Here is a 16,889-nt window from a genome sequence, read left to right as displayed (position 1 = left end):
GGCTCAGGCCCTCGCTTCGGCAATTGCGGCGGCGAGCGTGCGCTCGGCCAGCACCAGCTTGAACTTGTTCTGCTCGGTGGGCTTGGCACCGGCAAAGGCGAGAGCGGCGGCTGCCTTCGCACCCTGTGCCAGCGCGGCTTCCGCCGCTTCGACCCGCCAGGGCTTGTGCGCGACGCCGCCGAACGCGACCCGGCCGCTGCCGTCCTTCTGCAGGATCGCGCCGACCGAGACGAGCGCAAAGGCATAGGAAGCCCGGTCGCGGACCTTGTGGTAGATATGCGTGCCGCCGATCGGCCTGGGCAGCGTCACCGCAGTGATGAGTTCACCGGCTGCCAGCGTGTTCTCGACGTTCGGCGTGTCGCCGGGGAGCGTGTGGAACTCGGCGATCGGGATGGCCCGGGTCGCGCCGTCCGCGCGGACCGTTTCCACCACCGCGTCGAGCGCGCGCATCGCGATCGCCATGTCGCTGGGATGGGTGGCGATGCAGGCGTCGCTGGCGCCGATCACCGCCATGCTGCGGTTGATCCCGCCGATCGCCGCGCAGCCGCTGCCGGGCTTGCGCTTGTTGCAGGGCTGGTTGGTGTCGTAGAAATAGGGGCAGCGGGTGCGCTGGAGCAGATTGCCCGCGGTTGTCGCCTTGTTGCGCAGCTGGCCCGAGGCGCCCGCGACGAGCGCGCGGGAGAGCAGGGCATAATCCTTGCGGACGCGCTTGTCGGCGGCGAGATCGGTGTTGCGGACAAGCGCGCCGATCCTGAGCCCACCCTCCGGCGTCGCCTCGATCCGATCGAGCCCGAGATGGTTGACGTCGACCAGGTGGGTGGGCGTCTCGATCTGCAGCTTCATCAGGTCGAGCAGGTTGGTGCCGCCCGCGATGAAGCGGGCGCCCTGGGTGCGGCCGACGATCGCGGCGGCCTCGGCGGGCGAGCCCGCGCGCTCATAGGTGAAAGCCTTCATGCCTTCCTCCGGGCAGCGACTTCGCTGATCGCCTCGACGATGTTCGAATAGGCGCCGCAGCGGCAGATGTTGCCGCTCATCCGCTCGCGGATCTCCTCGGCGCTCATCGCCGGCTTGCCCGCGACATCGCCGGTGACGTGGCTGGGGATGCCGGCACGGATCTCGTCGAGCACCGCCACCGCCGAGCAGATCTGGCCGGGGGTGCAATAGCCGCACTGATAGCCGTCATGCTTCACGAAGGCGGCCTGCATCGGATGGAGCTTCTCGGCCGTGCCCAGGCCTTCGATCGTGGTGACGCTGTCGCCCTCGTGCATCACCGCCAGGCTGAGGCAGGAGTTGATCCGCCGCCCTTCGACGATCACCGTGCAGGCACCGCACTGGCCGTGGTCGCAACCCTTCTTGGTGCCGGTGAACTGGAGGTGCTCGCGCAGCGCGTCGAGCAGGGTGGTGCGGGTGTCGAGCTCGAGCGTGTGCGGCTTGCCGTTCACCTTGAGCGTGACCCTGGCCAGCACCGGCGCACCGGCGCCGGCGGATGCCGCCTCCTGCGCTTCGGCGATGGGTGGTGCGGCGGTCATCGCCACGGACGCCGCGCCGCCGACCAATATGCCGCGCCGCGACAATTCGAATTCACCCGGTCCATGCATCTTGGCCCTTGCTCCCTGCGACTGGCGATCCCGAAGCTCCCGATCCTAGACCTCCAGAACGAGGACCGCAAAGCTTTGCTCCGTTCCGGGTGGGCGCAGGTGATGAAAAGGCCGGGAGTTTCCCCCCGGCCTCCTTCGTACACGATGGGACGTGACGGATTACTGCCCGGCCAGTTCTTCCTCGACCTCGAGGTTGCTGTCGTCGAGCTGGATGATGATCGCGGTGTAGCCGACGCGCAGCAGCTCGCCGAGTCGGCTGACGCTGTTGACCACCACCGGCGGGCGCTGGTTGCTCTTGCCGTCGCCGGCCGGCGCGATCAGGCCGAGGGCGAGGCCGGTCGGCAGCTGGATCTCGCCATTGGCCGCGACCCTGCCGCCCGCCGGGATCACGAAGGTATCGATGATGATCTGGCGGGCATCGGTGGTGCCGGTGCCGATCACCGGCTGGTCGTTCACGAACAGCGTGCCGGTGTTGTTGGTGTGGATCTCGCTGAACACGCCGGTCACCGTGCCGCTCGGCGCGGTCACCGTCACCACCGCGCCGTTCACCGTGACGTCGATCGGGCGGAGCGAAGTCAGCGTGATCGCGCCCGGGCTGGTGTAGCTGCCCGTGAGGTTGCCGTTGGTGGCGACCGAGACGCCGCCATTGCCGGTGACCGTGGCGCCCACCGCGCCGCTCTGCGAGGTGAGCGAGGCGCTGCCGCCGCTGGTGACGGTCGAGGCGATCGCGCCGCTGGTCGTGGCGAGCGACACCGCGCCGCCCGAGGTGATCGGGCCGGTGATGCTGCCGCTGGTCGTGCTGGCGGTGACCGCGCCGCCGGCGTTGACGCTGCCGCTGATCGCGCCGGTGGTGGTCACCAGCTCGACCGCGCCGGTTGCGGTGATCGGGCCGGTGATCGCGCCGCCGGTGCTGCTCACCGAGACGTTGCTCTGCGCGGTGATCGCGCGACTGACCGAGCTGCCATAGTCGAGGTCGACCGGGCCGCCGGCGATGATCGAGCCGCTGCCCGTGCCGCCTGCGTTGATCGTCACCGAGCCGCCGGCGCGGATCGGTCCGCTCTCATTGCCGGCCACCCGCGCGTTGACATTGCCCAGCGTGTCCAGCGTGTTGGCGCTGAACGCCTGCGAGCCGCTCAACACCGAGGTGAAGGTTCCGGCGAGCTTCACGGTGGCACCCGTGAAGTCGTGACCGGTCACGCTCATCGTGCCGAGGCGGATCGCGTCGGTGCCGGCATTGCCGATCGTCACGTCGCCGCTGTTCGCTGTCAGGCCGTTGCCGGCGGTGAAGGTGACGTTCTGCTGCGCGTTCACCGTGCCGACGAGGTCCGGCTGGATGCTGATCGCGCCGCCGGCGCCGCCGGGCAAGGTGGTGTTGAACGTCGTGCTGCCCTGGGTCAGTCGGACGCTCGAACCGGTGAAGGCGAGGCTGTTCGCCGCATAGGTGCCGCCGTTGAGCACGGTGCTGCCGGCATTGACCGTGGTCGTGCCGAGGCGGCGGGTGGCGCCGCTATTGCCCAGCGCCACCGAGCCGGTGCCGGCGTTGAGCGCCAGGCCCTGGCTGCCGGCCACCGCCGCATCGACCGTGCCCAGCGTGATCGCGCCGTTGGCGGTGGTCACGCTGGTGTTGCCCGCCAGGTTGGTGGCGCCGCTGACGGAGAAGGCGCCGCCGCCGGTCGTGTAGGCGCCATTGAGGCTGGTCGCGCCGGTGTAGCTCTGGGAACCGACGGTTGAGACGCCGTTGGTTGCAATGGTTGCGCCGGAAAGGGTCAGGCCGGCCAGCCCGGTGACGGCTCCGACGGAGACAGTCCCCGTACCGGCGTTCACGCCGAAGTTTGCACTGCCGCTGACATTGCCCAGCGAAACGCTGCCGCCGGTGGTGGTCACGGTAGTAGCGCCGGCCAGGCTGGTGCCGCCGTTCACCGCGAAGCTGCCGGCAGCATAGGCGCCGCCCAGCACGGTGGCGCCGGTGTAGCTCTGCGCGCCGCTGGTCGAAGCGCCGGCAGTGACGATCGTGCCGCCGGTAACCGACAGCGAGGCGAGGCCCGATGCCGCGCCAAGCGTCACATTGCCCGCGCCAGCATTGACGACCAGAGCGTTCAGACCGGTGCTTACGCCGAGCACGGCGTTGCCGCCCTGGGTGGTAACCGTGGTGGCGCCGGCCAGCGTGGCGGCGCCGCTGACGGTGAATCCGCCACTGCTGGCGTACACACCGTTCAGACTGGTCGAACCCATATAGTTCTGTGCGCCGAGAGTAGCGGCTCCGGCGGTGGCGATGTTCGCGCCGGTAACCGCCAGAGAAGCAATGCCATTCACCGCCCCGAGGGTGACGTTGCCCGTACCGGCATTGACGGTGAGACCACCCGCACCGCCGATCGTGCCGAAGCTTGCACTGCCGCCCGCGGTGGCGACGCTCACGGCGTTGACCGTGCCCGCCGCGCCGTTGACCGTGAAGGCGCCGCCGCCGGTGCTGTACGCACCGTTGAGGCTGGTCGCGCCATTGTAGCTCTGCGCGCCGGTGCTGCTCACGCCCGAGGTGGCGATCGTCGTGCCGGTGGCGGCGAGCGAAGCCAGGCCCGAAGCGGCGCCGAGCGATACGCTGCCGCCGCTCACCGTCAGCGCATTGCCGCCGCCTGCGATCGTGCCGAGCGCAGTATCGCCGGTGGTGGTGATGCTGGTCGCACCGGCCAGCGTCGCTGCACCCGCGCTGAAGCTGGCGGCGTCATAGCTGCCGTTCAGCACGATATCGCCGGTGTAGCTCTGCGCGCCGCTGGTCGAGGCGCCGGCGGTGACGATCGAGCTGCCGGTCGCCGAGAGCGCGGTAAGGCCGTTCACGGCGCCCAGCGTCACGTTGCCGCCCGCGCCGACCGTGAGCGCCTGGGCGCCGGTGATCGGGCCGCCGAAGCTGGCATCGCCGCCGGCCGTGACGCTGGTGTCCTCCGCCAGGTCGGTCGCGCCGTTGACGGTGAAGTCACCGCCCGCGCTGTGCTCGCCGGCCAGGCTGACCGAGCCGGTGTAGCTCTGCGACCCGCTGGTCACCGCGCCATAATTGTTCACGACCCGGCCGGTGAGCGAGAGATCGGTGACGCCGGTCACCGAGCGGACGAGCACGGTGCCGTTGCCGCCGGCATTGGCCGAGAAGCTGGTGCTGCCGTTGCCGATCACCGAACCCATGGCGATGCTGCCATCGACATTGGTGTTCATCACGGTCGAGCTGGTGAGGATCGCGTTGCCGAGCACGCTGAAGTTGCTCGCGCTGTAGGTGCCGCCGAACCGGGTCTCGCCGAAATAGGTCTGGCCACCGATTGTCGCGGCGCCGGCCGTGGTGATCGTCGCGCCGGTGACGGTGAGCGACGTGATGCCGTTGACCGCGCCGAGCGTCACATTGCCGGTGCCGGCGTTGAGGTTCAGCGCGCTGTTCGGCCCGACGATGGCGCGGAAGTTGGCATTGCCGCCCTGCGTCGTCACGTTGGTGGCGCCGAGGGCGAGAGTCGAAGTGCCGGTGACGGTGAAGGTGCCGCCATTGGTGGTGTAGTTGCCGCGCAGCAGGGTCGCGCCGGTGTAGCTCTGCGCGCCGGTGGTGTTGGCGCCATTGGTGACGATGCCGGCGCCGGTCACCGAGAGTGCGGTCAGGCCGTTGACCGCGCCAAGCGTGACGCTGCCGGTCGCTGCCAGGGTGAGCGCGCGCGCACCGCCGATCGTGCCGAAGACGGCATTGCCGCCTGCCGTGACGCTGGCGTTGCCGCCGAGCGTCGTCGCGCCGTTGACGGTGAAGGCGCCGCCGGCCGCGTAGCTGCCGTTGAGGTTGGTCGAACCGGTGTAGCTCTGCGCGCCGGACGTGGCTGCGCCGGCGGTGGTGATCGACCCGCCCGTCGCGGTCAGCGCCCCGAGGCCCGAGGCGACGCCCAGGGTCAGGCTGCCGATGCCGGTGTTGACCGAGAGGCTGTTGCCGGTACCCGTCGCGCCGACCGGGCCCAGCGTGGCGCTGCCGCCCGCCGTGGCGATGCTGGTGTTGCCGCCGAGCGTGCTTGCCCCGTTCACTGCGAAGCTGCTGCCGTTGGTCGCGTAGCTGCCTGCGAGGGTGGTCGTACCGGTGTAGCTCTGTGCCCCGATGGTGGTGGCACCCGCCGTGGCGATGTTCGCACCGGTCGCCGAGAGCGAGGCGATGCCGCTGACCGCGCCGAGCGTCACATTGCCGGTGCCCGCGTTGACGCCGAGGCCGCCGGCACCGCCGACGGTGCCAAGGCTCGCATTGCCGCCCGAGGTCGCGACGCTGACCGCGTTGACCGTGGTTGCCGCGCCGGCGACGGTGAAGGCGGCGCCATTGGTTGCGTAGCTGCCGTTCAGTGTGGTCGCGCCGGTGTAGCTCTGGGCGCCGCTGGTCGAGGCGCCGGAGGTGGCGATCGTCGCGCCGGTTGCGGAGAGCGAGGCAAGGCCGGTCACCGCGCCCAGCGTGACGGCGTTGGCGCCCGCATCGATCGCCAGCGAACCGGTGCCACCGATGCTGCCGAAGCCGACGTTCCCGCCCGCGGTGACGGCGGTGTTCGCGCCGATCGTGGCTGCGCCGTTCACGGTGAAGGCGCCGCCCGCAGTGTAGGTGCCGCCCAGCGTCGTCGCACCGGTGTAGGTCTGCGCGCCGGTGCTGGTCATGCCCGCGGTGGTGATCGCCGCGCCGGTGGCGGTGAAGGTGCTGATGCCGGTCGCGGTGCCGAGGGTGATATTGCCGGTGCCCGCGTTCACGGTGAGAGGGTTGGAGAAGCCGAAGCTGGCGAAATTGCCGAAGCTGGCATTGCCGCCCGCCGTGGTGACCGTCATCCCGCCGCCGAGCATCGAAGTGCCGTTGACCGCGAAGGCGCCGCCGCCGGTGCTGTAGGTGCCGACGAGCGTGGCCGAGCCGTTGAGCGTGAATGCGCCGCCATTGGTGGCATAGGTGCCCGAGAACGAGCCGCCGCCATTATAGGTCTGCGCGCCATTGGTGCTGGCGCCCTGCGAGAGGATCATGCCGCCGGTGCCGGTGAGCGTGCCGACATTGGAGACGGTGCCGAAGCGCAGCTGGCCGCCATGCGCGGTGGCGACGAGATTGTGTCCGTTGCCGGCGATCGTGCCAAAGCCGACGTTGAAGCCGGTGTCGCTGCCATTGCCGTCGACATTGGCGTCGGCGGTCAGCTGCGTCGCGCCGCCGAAGGTGAGGCTGCTGCCGGCGGTGAAGTTTCCGCCCAGCGAGATGAGGCTGCCGCTGTAGAGCTGCGCGCCGCTGGTGGTGGCGCCCACGGTCGTGATGCTGGTGCCGTAGACGGACAGGTTGGCGAGGCCGCTGGCGAGGCCGATGACGACGTTGCCGCTGCCCGCGCGGAGCGTGAGGTCGGTCGCGCCGGTGATCGTGCCGAGCGCAATATTGGCATTGCCCGGGCTGGTATCGACTTGCGTGACGCTGGCGAGCGTCGTCGCACCGTTCACGGTGAAGGCACCGCCTGCGGTGTAGGTGCCGCCCAGCGTGGTCGCGCCGGTATAGCTCTGGGCACCGCTGGTCGAGGCGCCCAGGGTGGCGATGTTGGCGGCGGTTACCGCGAGCGACGACAGGCCGCTCACCGCGCCGAGCGCGGCATTGCCCGCGCCCGCGTTGATCGTGAGTCCACCGGCGCCGGTGATCGCGCCCAGCGTCGCGTTGCCGCCGCCGGTCGTGGTCACGCTGGTGGTGCCGCCCAGCGTCGAGGCGCCGGCGACGGTGAAGCCGGCGGCGGTGTAGGCGCCGTTCAGCGTCGTCGCCCCGGTATAGCTCTGCAGGCCGCTGGTGGTGGCGCCGGCGGTGACGATCGAGCCGCCGCTGACGGTCAGGCTGGCGAGGTTGGCGAGGCCGATCGACACGCTGGTCGTGCCGTTCAGCGTGAGCCCATAGGCCGAGGTGATCGCGCCGACCGAGACGGTGTCGCCGGTCAGCACGGTATCGCCGGTCAGCACCGGGCCGGTGGCGAAGCTCAGCGCGCCGGTGGCGGTGATGCTGGTGCCGATATTGGTGCCGGCGGCGCCCGCGCCGAAGCTCAGGCTGTTCACCGTGATCGGGCTGTTCATGCTCAGCACGCGCAGCGCGTCGAGCGTCACATTCTCGTTATAGGCGCCGCCGCCGATATAGACGGTGCCGCCCGAGACCACGGCGTCGAGGCCGCCCTGCAGGTTGAGCAGGGTGCGCTGGCTGCCCTGGGCGCCGGCGGTGCCACTCGTGGTGACATAGGCGCGGGTGCGGTTCGCCGCGCTATAGCCCTGGTTGTAGACGGCCATGCCGCCATTTGCGGCCGAGAGCGCGAGCAGGCGGGCCTGTTCGCTGAGCGGCGTGTTCGGGCCGAGCGCGCCGGCCGAAGGCGTGATCGTCGTGCCGTTCCAGATGCCGTTCAGATAGGTGATGATGCCCCATTCGTTGCCGAACGCGCCTTCGCTGTTGCCGGCGATGTTGAGGTTCGAGCCGTCGGTATACTGGACCGAGATCGCGCTCTTGGTGTTGTCGATGACGTTGCCGGTCAGCGACGTGCCGGTGTTGCGGCCGTCGATCAGGATGCCGTTGCGCACGCCGGTGATGGTGTTGCCGGTGACGGTGACATTGTCGGCACCGTTGGCGATGACGATACCGCGGGTGATCGTCGGCCAGGCATAGGTGACATAGCTCTGGTCGGCCGGGCCGAAGATCTCGAAGCCGGAGACGGTGACGCCGTCGGCGTTGATCGTGATGCCGTTGCTGCCATTGGCGCTCGCGTCGATCTTCGCGCCGGACGCGCCGATCAGCGACACGCCGTTGGTGGTGATCAACGCGTTCGCGCCATAGGTGCCGGCGGCGACGTTGATCGTGCCGCCGGTGCGGACGTCACGCGCGGCCGCGCTGATCGTCAGCCCGGGGACGACGGTGAAGATGTTGCTGAAGCCGGTGCCGGTATAGTTTTCCAGCGAGGTGCTGTAGCCGAAGCCGAGGCTGAGCCCGAACGTCGTCGCGTCCTGGAGCGTCGTGCGGAAATAGGTGAACTGGCCGCCATTGGCGCGGTGATCGGTGTTGCGCAGGGCATAGCCATAGCCGGTCAGGTTGAGCTGGCCGAAGCCCTGCGTCGTCGATTCCAGCTGCGAGAACAGCCCGTTGAATTCCTCGAAATTGTTCTGCGCGGCGTCGATGTTGATGTTGGTGGTCTGGCCGTCATAGCCGCCCGCGCGGTTGGTCTGGTAGAGCGCGACGCCGCCCCAGTTGTTGTTCAGCGTATGGACGCCGTTCAGCGTCACGTTCGCGCTGTCGGTGATCTGGACGCCGGCGCCGTCGGTGTTCTGGCCGTCGGCGGTGAAGTTGGTGATCGTGACGCCCACGGCGCCGTTGATGTCGAGCTCGGCGCGGCGCGAGCCCTTCACGGTCACGTCGCTGATCGTGACGTTGCTGATGCGCTGGCTCGGCGCATAGCTGACCGGGTTCGGCTGGACCTTTATGCCGTAATTGCCACCCGAGAGCGTGCTGCCGAGCAGGGTGAAGTTGGCGAGGCTGGTGTTGTCGGCATAGACGCCGATCGTGCCGAGACCGCCGCCATTGTTGACGGTGCGGCCGTCGAGGATCGTGCCGGCCTGCGACTGGCCGACCAGGTTCACCGAGGTGGTGATCGAGAGCTGCGAGCCGAGCACATAGGTGCCGTCGAGGATGCGGACCGTGTCGCCGGCCTGGGCGCGGGCCAGCGAGGCGTCGATCGTGCTGGTGATGCGGATGTCCGGATCGCCGCCGGCGGTGGTGGTGGCGCGGGCGGTGGTGCCGCTGCCGGCATAGGTCAGCACGCCGCCGCGGACGAAGCTGTTGCCGTTGTTGCGGAACACATCGTCCCAGGCGAAGGCGCTGCTCAGCAGTCCGACGGTGCGCACGGGGATGTCGACGTCGAAGCTGTTGCCGGTCACCGTCACCGCGCCGGCGTAAAGCTGTTGCCACGGCGTGTTGGGCATATAGCCCTGGATCTGGAAGCCGCGCATGCCGGTGAGGCTGCTGCTCAGGCTGTTGTTCGCGAAGATCCGGTTCGACACGTCGGTGCTGCGGCCGGCGCCGCTGGCGACGACAACCATCGCGCTGGCATAGGCGCCGCCGAGGAACTTGTTGCCGGTGATCGTGAAGCTCTCGAGCCGGGTGCGCGCCGGATCGTTGAAGTCGTCGATATAGAGGTTGGCGGCGGTCTCGTTGCCGCTGTTGTCGATCACCGAATTGCGCAGGGTGAAGGCGTTGCCGATCACTTCGACGGTCTTGTTGTCGCCGGCGGCGGCGGGCTTGAAGCCCAGGCCCTCGATGGTGACGCCATTGCCCGAGATGAAGTGCTGCGCGCCGAAGCCGGCCTGGTAGCGGGCGGTGACGAAGGCGGCGACATCGTCTGCGTCGGTGATCGCGTTGCCGGCGGCATCGACGCCGCGCAGGGTGATGTTGTCCTTGTAGAGGTAGAGGCCGAAGCTCTGCGCGCCGGCATCGCCGTAGTAGCCGACGCCGGTGACGCCTTCGAGATAGTCGCCCGGGCGGATGGTGACGATGGCGCCGGGGGCGGCTTCGTTGACCGCCGCCTGGATGTTGCGGCTGAACGTGTGATAGCCGGTCGCCGAGCTGTTCGACCAGGCGCCGGCGCCGGTCAGCGTGTTGGCGGCGAGCAGGTCGGCGAAGCTGGCGGTGCCCAGCGCCGCGTCGCTGACATAGAGGCCGTTGGCGGTGTAGGCGACGCCGGCCATGTCGAAACTGTTGCCGGTGAGGGGCGCGCCCGCGCCGCGCACGCGCAGCATCGCGCCGAAGCCGCCGGTGGTGGTGGCGAAGCTGTTGCCGGTGATCGTCGAGCCGGCGGAGTCGATCGTCACGCCGGTGTTCAGACCGGAATCGCCGTTGACCACATTGTTGGTGAAGCTGATCCCGCCGCCCACGCCGCCGCCGCCGAGTGCTACGAGCTGGCGCGAGACGTTGGGCACGGTGAACTGGTCGCCGGTCGCGGGGGCCGCGCCGACATAGGTCTTGCCGGTGATGATGTTGCCGTCGACGACCAGCCCGGTGATCGCATAGCCCCATTCGGAGACGAGGCCGAGATCGCCCGCGGCGACGATGCGGTTGCCGGTGATCCGCGAGCCGGTGTTGGTCTGCTGGAGATAGACCGCCGCGGTCTCGCTGCCCGGGTTGCCGTTCTCGATGCCGTTGATCGTGAAGCCGCTGAGAATGGTGTTGCTCGAGCCCGCCGCCAGCGTCACCGTGCCGAGCGCGCCGACATTCGAGATGCCGTTGATCGTGGTCACGTCGCGGCCGGCGCCGATCAGGCTGATGCCGGCCTTGTTGATCAGGACATTCTCGGCATAGGTGCCGGCACCGACATTGATGCTGCCACCCGCGCGGACATCGCGCACCGCCGCGCCGATGCCGAGGCCGCCCGTCACGGTGAAGACGTTAGTCCCCGCGCTGCCGTTCCAGCCCTCGATCGAGCTGCTGGCCGGCGTGGCGAGCGACAGCGCATAGCCGGTCGCGTCGCTCAGGCTGGTGCGGAAGAAGGTGAACTGGTTGCCCTCGGCGCGGAACGCCGTGTTGCGGACGATATAGTCATAGCCCGCGATGCTCAGCGTGCCGACATCGTTGATGGCGGAGCTGTCCTGCAGGTACAGGCCGTTCGATTCCGAGAAGGCGTTGTTGCCCTCGATCGTGATGCCGGTGAGCTGCTGGTTGCTGCCGGTGGCGCCGTTCGCCTGGTAGAGCGCGAGGCCGCCCCAGGCATTGCCCGAGGTGCTGCTGTTCCTGACCAGCACATCGGCGCTGTCGGTGATCGAGATGCCATTGCCGGCGAGCGCGCCCGTCACATTGACGTTGTCGATCGTCGCGCCGATCACCGAATTCAGGTCGAGCCCGGTCTTGCGCGAGCCGCTGATCGAGACATTGCTGATCGCGAAATTGTCGATCCGGGCATTGCCGTTGGCGTCGCCCGCGCCGACCTCGACCTTCATGCCATAGGTGGAGCTCGACACCGCGCTGGGGGCGAGCAGGGTGAAGTTGCTCACCGACACATTATCGGCATGGACGCGCATGCCGTAGACGCCGAGGCCCGAGGCGTTGAAGATGGTGCCCGCCTCGCTGGCGCCGAGCAGGGTCAGGCTCTTCTGGATGAACAGCGTGTTCGACAGGTTGTAGGTACCGTCGGCGACGTTGACGGTGCCACCGGTGACCACGGCGTTGACGCCGGCCTGGACGCTGGCGAGCGTGCCGAGGCGGCTGCCCTGGTTGCTGTCACTGCCGCTGGTCGAGACATAGACGGCAGTGCGGTTCGACGCCGAGTAGGCCTGGTTCTGCACTTCCATGCCACCATTGGCGGCGCGTAGCGCGAGCAGGCGCTGCTGCTCGGCGAGCGGCGTGTTGGCGCCGAGCGAACCGGCCGCGGGCAGGATGGTGACGCCGTCGGCCTGGAGGATACCGTTCAGGTGGAGGTTGATGCCCCACTCATTGCCATAGGTGCTGGCGTGATTGTCCGTCATCGTGACGTTCGATCCGTCGGTATACTGGATCGAGATCGCCGACTTGGTGTTGTCGATAATGTTGTTGAGCAAATAGGTGTTCACGTTCCGCCCATCGACGATGATGCCGGTGCGGATGTCGTGGATGTTGTTGTTCAGCAGCTGGACGTTGTCGGCATAGCGATTGACGAAGATGCCGCGCGAATTGGTGCTGCCCCAGGCATAGCTGGTATAGGCGCTGGTCGCCGGGCCCGAGATCTCCAGGTTCTGGATCCTGACATAGTCGCCCCAGATGTCGATCGCGTTCTCGATGCCGCTGGTCCAGCCGATCCTGGCGACGCCCTGGCCGTCGATCGTCACGTCGCTCGCGTCGATGCGGACGCCCGACTTGTAGACGCCGGCGCCGAGCCGGATCGTGGTGCCGAAGCCGGTGGTGCCGATCACACCCAGCGCATCGTTGATATAGTTGCCGAGGCCGGTGGTGTCGGTGCCGTTGTTGCTCAGGTTCAGCTTCAGCGCGGTGGCGGTGCTGACCTTGCCCACGCCGTAGATGTGCGGCGCGGTGATATTGACCGTGCCCGAGGCGCCGCTGAGGTTGCCCGAAATGTTCACCGCCTGATCGGAGCTGATCAGGATGTTCCGGCTGATGCTGGCGCGATCGTTCGCCGCGACCGTGCCGCGCAGGTTGGCGCTGCCGCCGACCGCTTCGAGCACGATCGTGCCATTGTCTATCGTGGCGGAATCGACGCTGAGCGTGCCGGTGTTGATGAGATTGTCGACTGCGGCGCCGGCGCTCTTCGCCGACATCTGGATGCGGCCGCCCTCGGCGAAGATCTGGCCGTTATTCTCGACCAGCGCGCTGCTCGCCGGCACGCCGATGCTGAGCAGGCCGTCGCCGGCGAGGTCGAGCGTGAAGGCGGTGCCGCCGCCCAGCTGCACGCGGCCGGCAGTGGCGGTGATCACGCCGCTGTTGCGCACCGTCGGCGCCACGAACGCGGCGAGGCCGAGATTGCCGGCGGTGATGTTGATGTTGCCGTTGACGACGATCTCGCCGCCGGTGGCGCCGGTGATGTCGAGATTGCCGCCGCCCATGAAGGCGGCCTGGTCGATATCGCCGGTCGAGGCGATCAGGCTGCCGACATTGACGTTGGCGGTGCCCGAGAACAGCACGCCGTTCGGGTTGAGGATTGCCACCCGGCCGTTGGCATTGAGCTGGCCGGCAATCTCCGACGGCGCCGCGCCGCTGATCACGCGGTTGACCGCGATCGAGGTGGAGGAAGGCTGGACGAAGGTGACGCTCGCGCCCGATCCGATGTCGAACGTGTTCCAGTTGATCACCGCGCGATCGGTGTTCTGGTTGATCGTCATGCTCGACGGGGTGGGGGTGCCGATCGTCGCCGATCCTGCGACGACGTCGCCGCCGGTGGGCAGGGCGTTGGAAGCGAGCTGGGCATGTGCCGGATTGGCAAGCATGATCGCCGCGACCGCCGCCGAGACCAGCAGGCTCGATCGTTTCAGACGGCGCGAGGCCTGGCTCGAGGCAATAGCGGCCTTGGCGCGGTGCAGCTTGCTCATATCCCTCATCCCTGTTCGGCCGCTTCGGGGTGGCCAGCCCGCAATTCTCAGTCAGGTACGCACGCGACCGGCAGGGCCGATCAGAACGACATGCTCAGCGAGAAGAAGACCCGGCCATCCTTGTCGCCGCGCGAGGCGACGGGCCGGTTGATCGGCTTGGCATATTCGACCGATCCGTTGATGCCGGGCCGCAGCCCGATACGGATGCCTCCGCCCGCCGATTCCAGCGAGGCGGTGAGCGGCTCGCCCGGCAGCGGGCGGTTCTGCGCGACCTTGCCGGCTTCGTAGAAGCCATAGGGCTGGACCGTGCCGCCCTGGAAATTGCCGGCGTAGAACATCTCGATCCGGCCGGCGGCGCCCTTGTCGCCGGTCACTTCGGACGGGTCATAGGCATGGGCGAACTGCTCGCCGCCCAGCCCGAATTCCTCGCTCGCGAGCAGGCTCTGGCCGCTATACTGGACCGCGCCGCTCGCCTGGAAATAGAGGCCGCGGCCCACGCCATAGGCAAAGGAGACTTCGGCGTTCAGCCGGGTGAACACGCCCGAGCCGGTCGCGCGCGATTTGTTCGCATCGCCGCGTACCGTCGCACCCAGCGCGTCGAACCCCTGGGTGACCGAGGCGCGCACGTTCAGAATCCCGCCCCAGGGCGCGGCATAATTGCCGTAGAGTTCGCCCTGCACGGTGCGGGTGGCATCGTCGAAGATCGGATCGATGACGATGTTGCGCGAGCTGCTGTCGCGGCCGGTGAACACCAGCCGGCCGAACAGATTGGTCTCGCGGCTGCGCACGAACGGATAGCGCAGCGCGACGCCATAGGTGGCGCTGCGGCCGCGCAGATCGAGCAGGCGGAGCTCGTCGCCCGGATGGGTGGCGGCATAGCTGCCGAACGCGGTGAGGCGCAGGCCCGAATTGCCGATCGGCTGGTCATAGCTGAGCGACAGGAAGCCCAGTTCCTTGTGGACCGGCGCGCTGACCGCGGTGATCGAGATGCGCTCGCCCGCGCCGAGCATGTCGTTGAACGACAGGCCGCCATAGATCTGGACCGGGCCCAGCCAGCGCGAGCCGCGATTGTCGGCGGCGACAAAGCCCTCGATCCCCTTGCGCTCGACGGCCAGCGTCAGGTCGGCGGCGCCGACTTCGCTGGGGGAGGGGGTGAGCACCGCGCGGACATCGACGCCCTGCAGGTCACGGGCGAGCAGCAACGCGCGAGTGAGCGCGGCGCCCGAAGTGGGCCGCTCGGCGGCGACGCTTGCCAGATAGCCGCGCAGATAGGGCGCATAGCCACCGGCCTCGCCTTCGATCCTGGTTGCGCCGATATGCCCCTCGACCACCTGGATCGTCAGCACGCCATTCTCGATGCGCTGCGGGCCGACCACCGCGCGCGACAGCACGAAGCCGCGGCGGCGATATTCGGCGGTGACTTCCTCGGCGAGCTTGAACAGCTCGGCGAGCGGCATGTCGCGGTTGAGATAGGGCGCGGCGATCGCATCGAGCGCGGCGACCGGTACGGCGGTCACCCCTTCGAAGCGCACCGCGGTCAGGCGGACCTGCACGGCGGACTCGGGTGTGCTCTGCTGGCGGGGAAGCTCGGGAACATCGACCGAGCGGGCATCGGGGACTTTGTCCGCCGGGCGCAGCCGCTCGTCGAGCCGTCCGGGATTTACGGTCTGCTGGGCGTGCGCCGCCTCGATCGGCACGATCGCGGCCGCAGCAATAATAAACAACCAGCGACGGTTAAGTCCCATAGCCCCGGTCCCCCCTCCGAGATTTGTGCAACCGGAAACGATGCCCCGAATCGGTTGCATTAGAGTCGCGTCTTACAATGGCTTTGTGGGACTCAGGAAGATGGAGTCGGCGTTAACTGGCCAATATTTGCAATAATGCACTGATCCACAACGGGACTATTTGTTTATGTCTGCTTTGTTTCTGAAAAGATCATGGGGCATAGATTCCGTTCACTGTGCGTTCTGCGAATTAAACCAATGCGTAACCATAAATAATAACCATTCTCAGTGGCTTATACTTAGGGGTTTGTTAGCCCGGCCTTAGGGCGCCCGGGCGTATCCCAGCCTCCGTAAAACCGGGGGTTTGGGGCTTTGCGTCGCGTATCTTCATCGCGGCTGGTGCTTGCCTGTGCGGCACTGGCCTGGGGGCAGTCCGTGTCCGCCGCGATGGCGGCCGCGGGTGATTCGGCGGGCGAGGGCGTGATTGCGCTTCGCCTGGCGGATGCGCCGCGCTGGACCGATGTGCTTGCCCGCGCCGCACGCGATCCGGCCGCTCGAAACCCGCTTCATTGCATGATGCCCGCCGACGAGCTGCCGGCCGAATGCGGTCCCTCAGGCTGGCGTGCCGCCTTTGCCGGGCTGCAGGGAAAGCCGGTTGCCGATCGGGTCGCCGGCGTCCAGTCGGTGGTCAACAAGCTGCCCTATGTTCCCGATCTCGCCAATTGGGGCATGGCCGATCGCTGGGAAACGCCCGCCGAGATGTTCGCGCGGGGCGGGGACTGCGAGGATTTCGCGCTCACCAAATATTTCGCGCTGCGTGAGCTGGGGCTTGCCGAGTCCGCGATGCGGCTGGCGATCGTGTGGGACAATCGGGATGCCGAGCAGCATGCCGTGCTGTTCGTCGAGGCGGACGGGCAAAACTGGGTGCTCGACAACAAGTTCGCCGGGCCGGTGGCCGCGGCCGAGCTGGCCGGGCGCTACCGGGTGATCTGGTCGGTCAATCGCGACGGTGCGACGCTTGCGGTGTCGGATGACGCGGGGCAGGGGCCGCGCCTGCGCACCGCCCGGGGCGGCAGGATGCTGGTGCTGCGCACGCGCCCGATCCGCCGCGATCGGATCGAGCCTGCGGGCGCGCCGCGTGTCGAGGTTGCCGCTGTCGGGCCTGTTCCGGCGGGCATCGCACGGCTGGGTGCCGCCGTGCCGGCCGGGGACTCGCCGGGTCAGGCGATTGAAAGCGCTTCCAAAATTAGCGAAAAATCGGTGCGCGACGAGCTTGTTCGAGCCGGTGAAATGGCGGTCCGCTACACCGGGAAATAGCCGTAAACCTGCAAGAATATCACGTTATTACAACGCTTTGACTATAAGCTGCCACTATGGCTGTAACAAAATTGAGAACGTTCTTGAGAACGCTCTCAATTTATGCTCTAAGCACCCCATTGGAGCGCAAGACTCCGCGAACGATAGAGGGGTGTTGGAACAGGCTGCCGTGCGCGCCACGAGGCGTCGTCGGCTTAGTTTGTCGCTGAATCCG

5 protein-coding genes are annotated in these 16,889 nt (G+C 68.1%); 1 reads left to right on the top strand and 4 read right to left on the bottom strand.

What is annotated here, in order from left to right; all coding sequences use genetic code 11:
• Positions 1–3: 3 nt before the first annotated feature.
• From AAHM44_RS07905 to AAHM44_RS07890, 4 genes are all read right to left on the bottom strand, one after another.
• Positions 4–954: an FAD binding domain-containing protein gene (locus AAHM44_RS07905; RefSeq protein ID WP_342249605.1), complete on the bottom strand. Its 951-nt coding sequence runs from the start codon at positions 952–954 to the stop codon at positions 4–6.
• Positions 951–1,598 carry an aldehyde dehydrogenase iron-sulfur subunit PaoA gene (gene paoA, locus AAHM44_RS07900; protein WP_269575609.1) on the bottom strand — a complete coding sequence of 216 codons (648 nt, stop codon included), beginning with the start codon at positions 1,596–1,598 and terminating at the stop codon, positions 951–953. The genes AAHM44_RS07905 and paoA overlap by 4 nt, the downstream gene beginning before the upstream one ends.
• A gap of 159 nt (positions 1,599–1,757) precedes the next feature.
• Positions 1,758–13,634 carry a beta strand repeat-containing protein gene (locus tag AAHM44_RS07895; protein WP_342249604.1) on the bottom strand — a complete coding sequence of 3,959 codons (11,877 nt, stop codon included), beginning with the start codon at positions 13,632–13,634 and terminating at the stop codon, positions 1,758–1,760.
• Positions 13,635–13,714: 80 nt separating this feature from the next.
• On the bottom strand, positions 13,715–15,379 hold the full coding sequence (locus tag AAHM44_RS07890; RefSeq protein ID WP_342249603.1) for a ShlB/FhaC/HecB family hemolysin secretion/activation protein: 1,665 nt from the start codon (positions 15,377–15,379) through the stop codon (positions 13,715–13,717).
• 414 nt (positions 15,380–15,793) lie between these two features.
• Here AAHM44_RS07890 and AAHM44_RS07885 point away from each other — a divergent pair, with 414 nt between their 5' ends.
• On the top strand, positions 15,794–16,675 hold the full coding sequence (locus tag AAHM44_RS07885) for a transglutaminase-like cysteine peptidase (RefSeq protein WP_342249602.1): 882 nt from the start codon (positions 15,794–15,796) through the stop codon (positions 16,673–16,675).
• The last annotated feature ends 214 nt before the right edge of the window (positions 16,676–16,889 follow it).

The organism is Sphingomonas sp. OTU376, from assembly GCF_038440415.1.
Taxonomy (GTDB): domain Bacteria; phylum Pseudomonadota; class Alphaproteobacteria; order Sphingomonadales; family Sphingomonadaceae; genus Sphingomonas; species Sphingomonas kyeonggiensis_A.
This window is presented reverse-complemented; position numbering and strand designations above follow the sequence as displayed.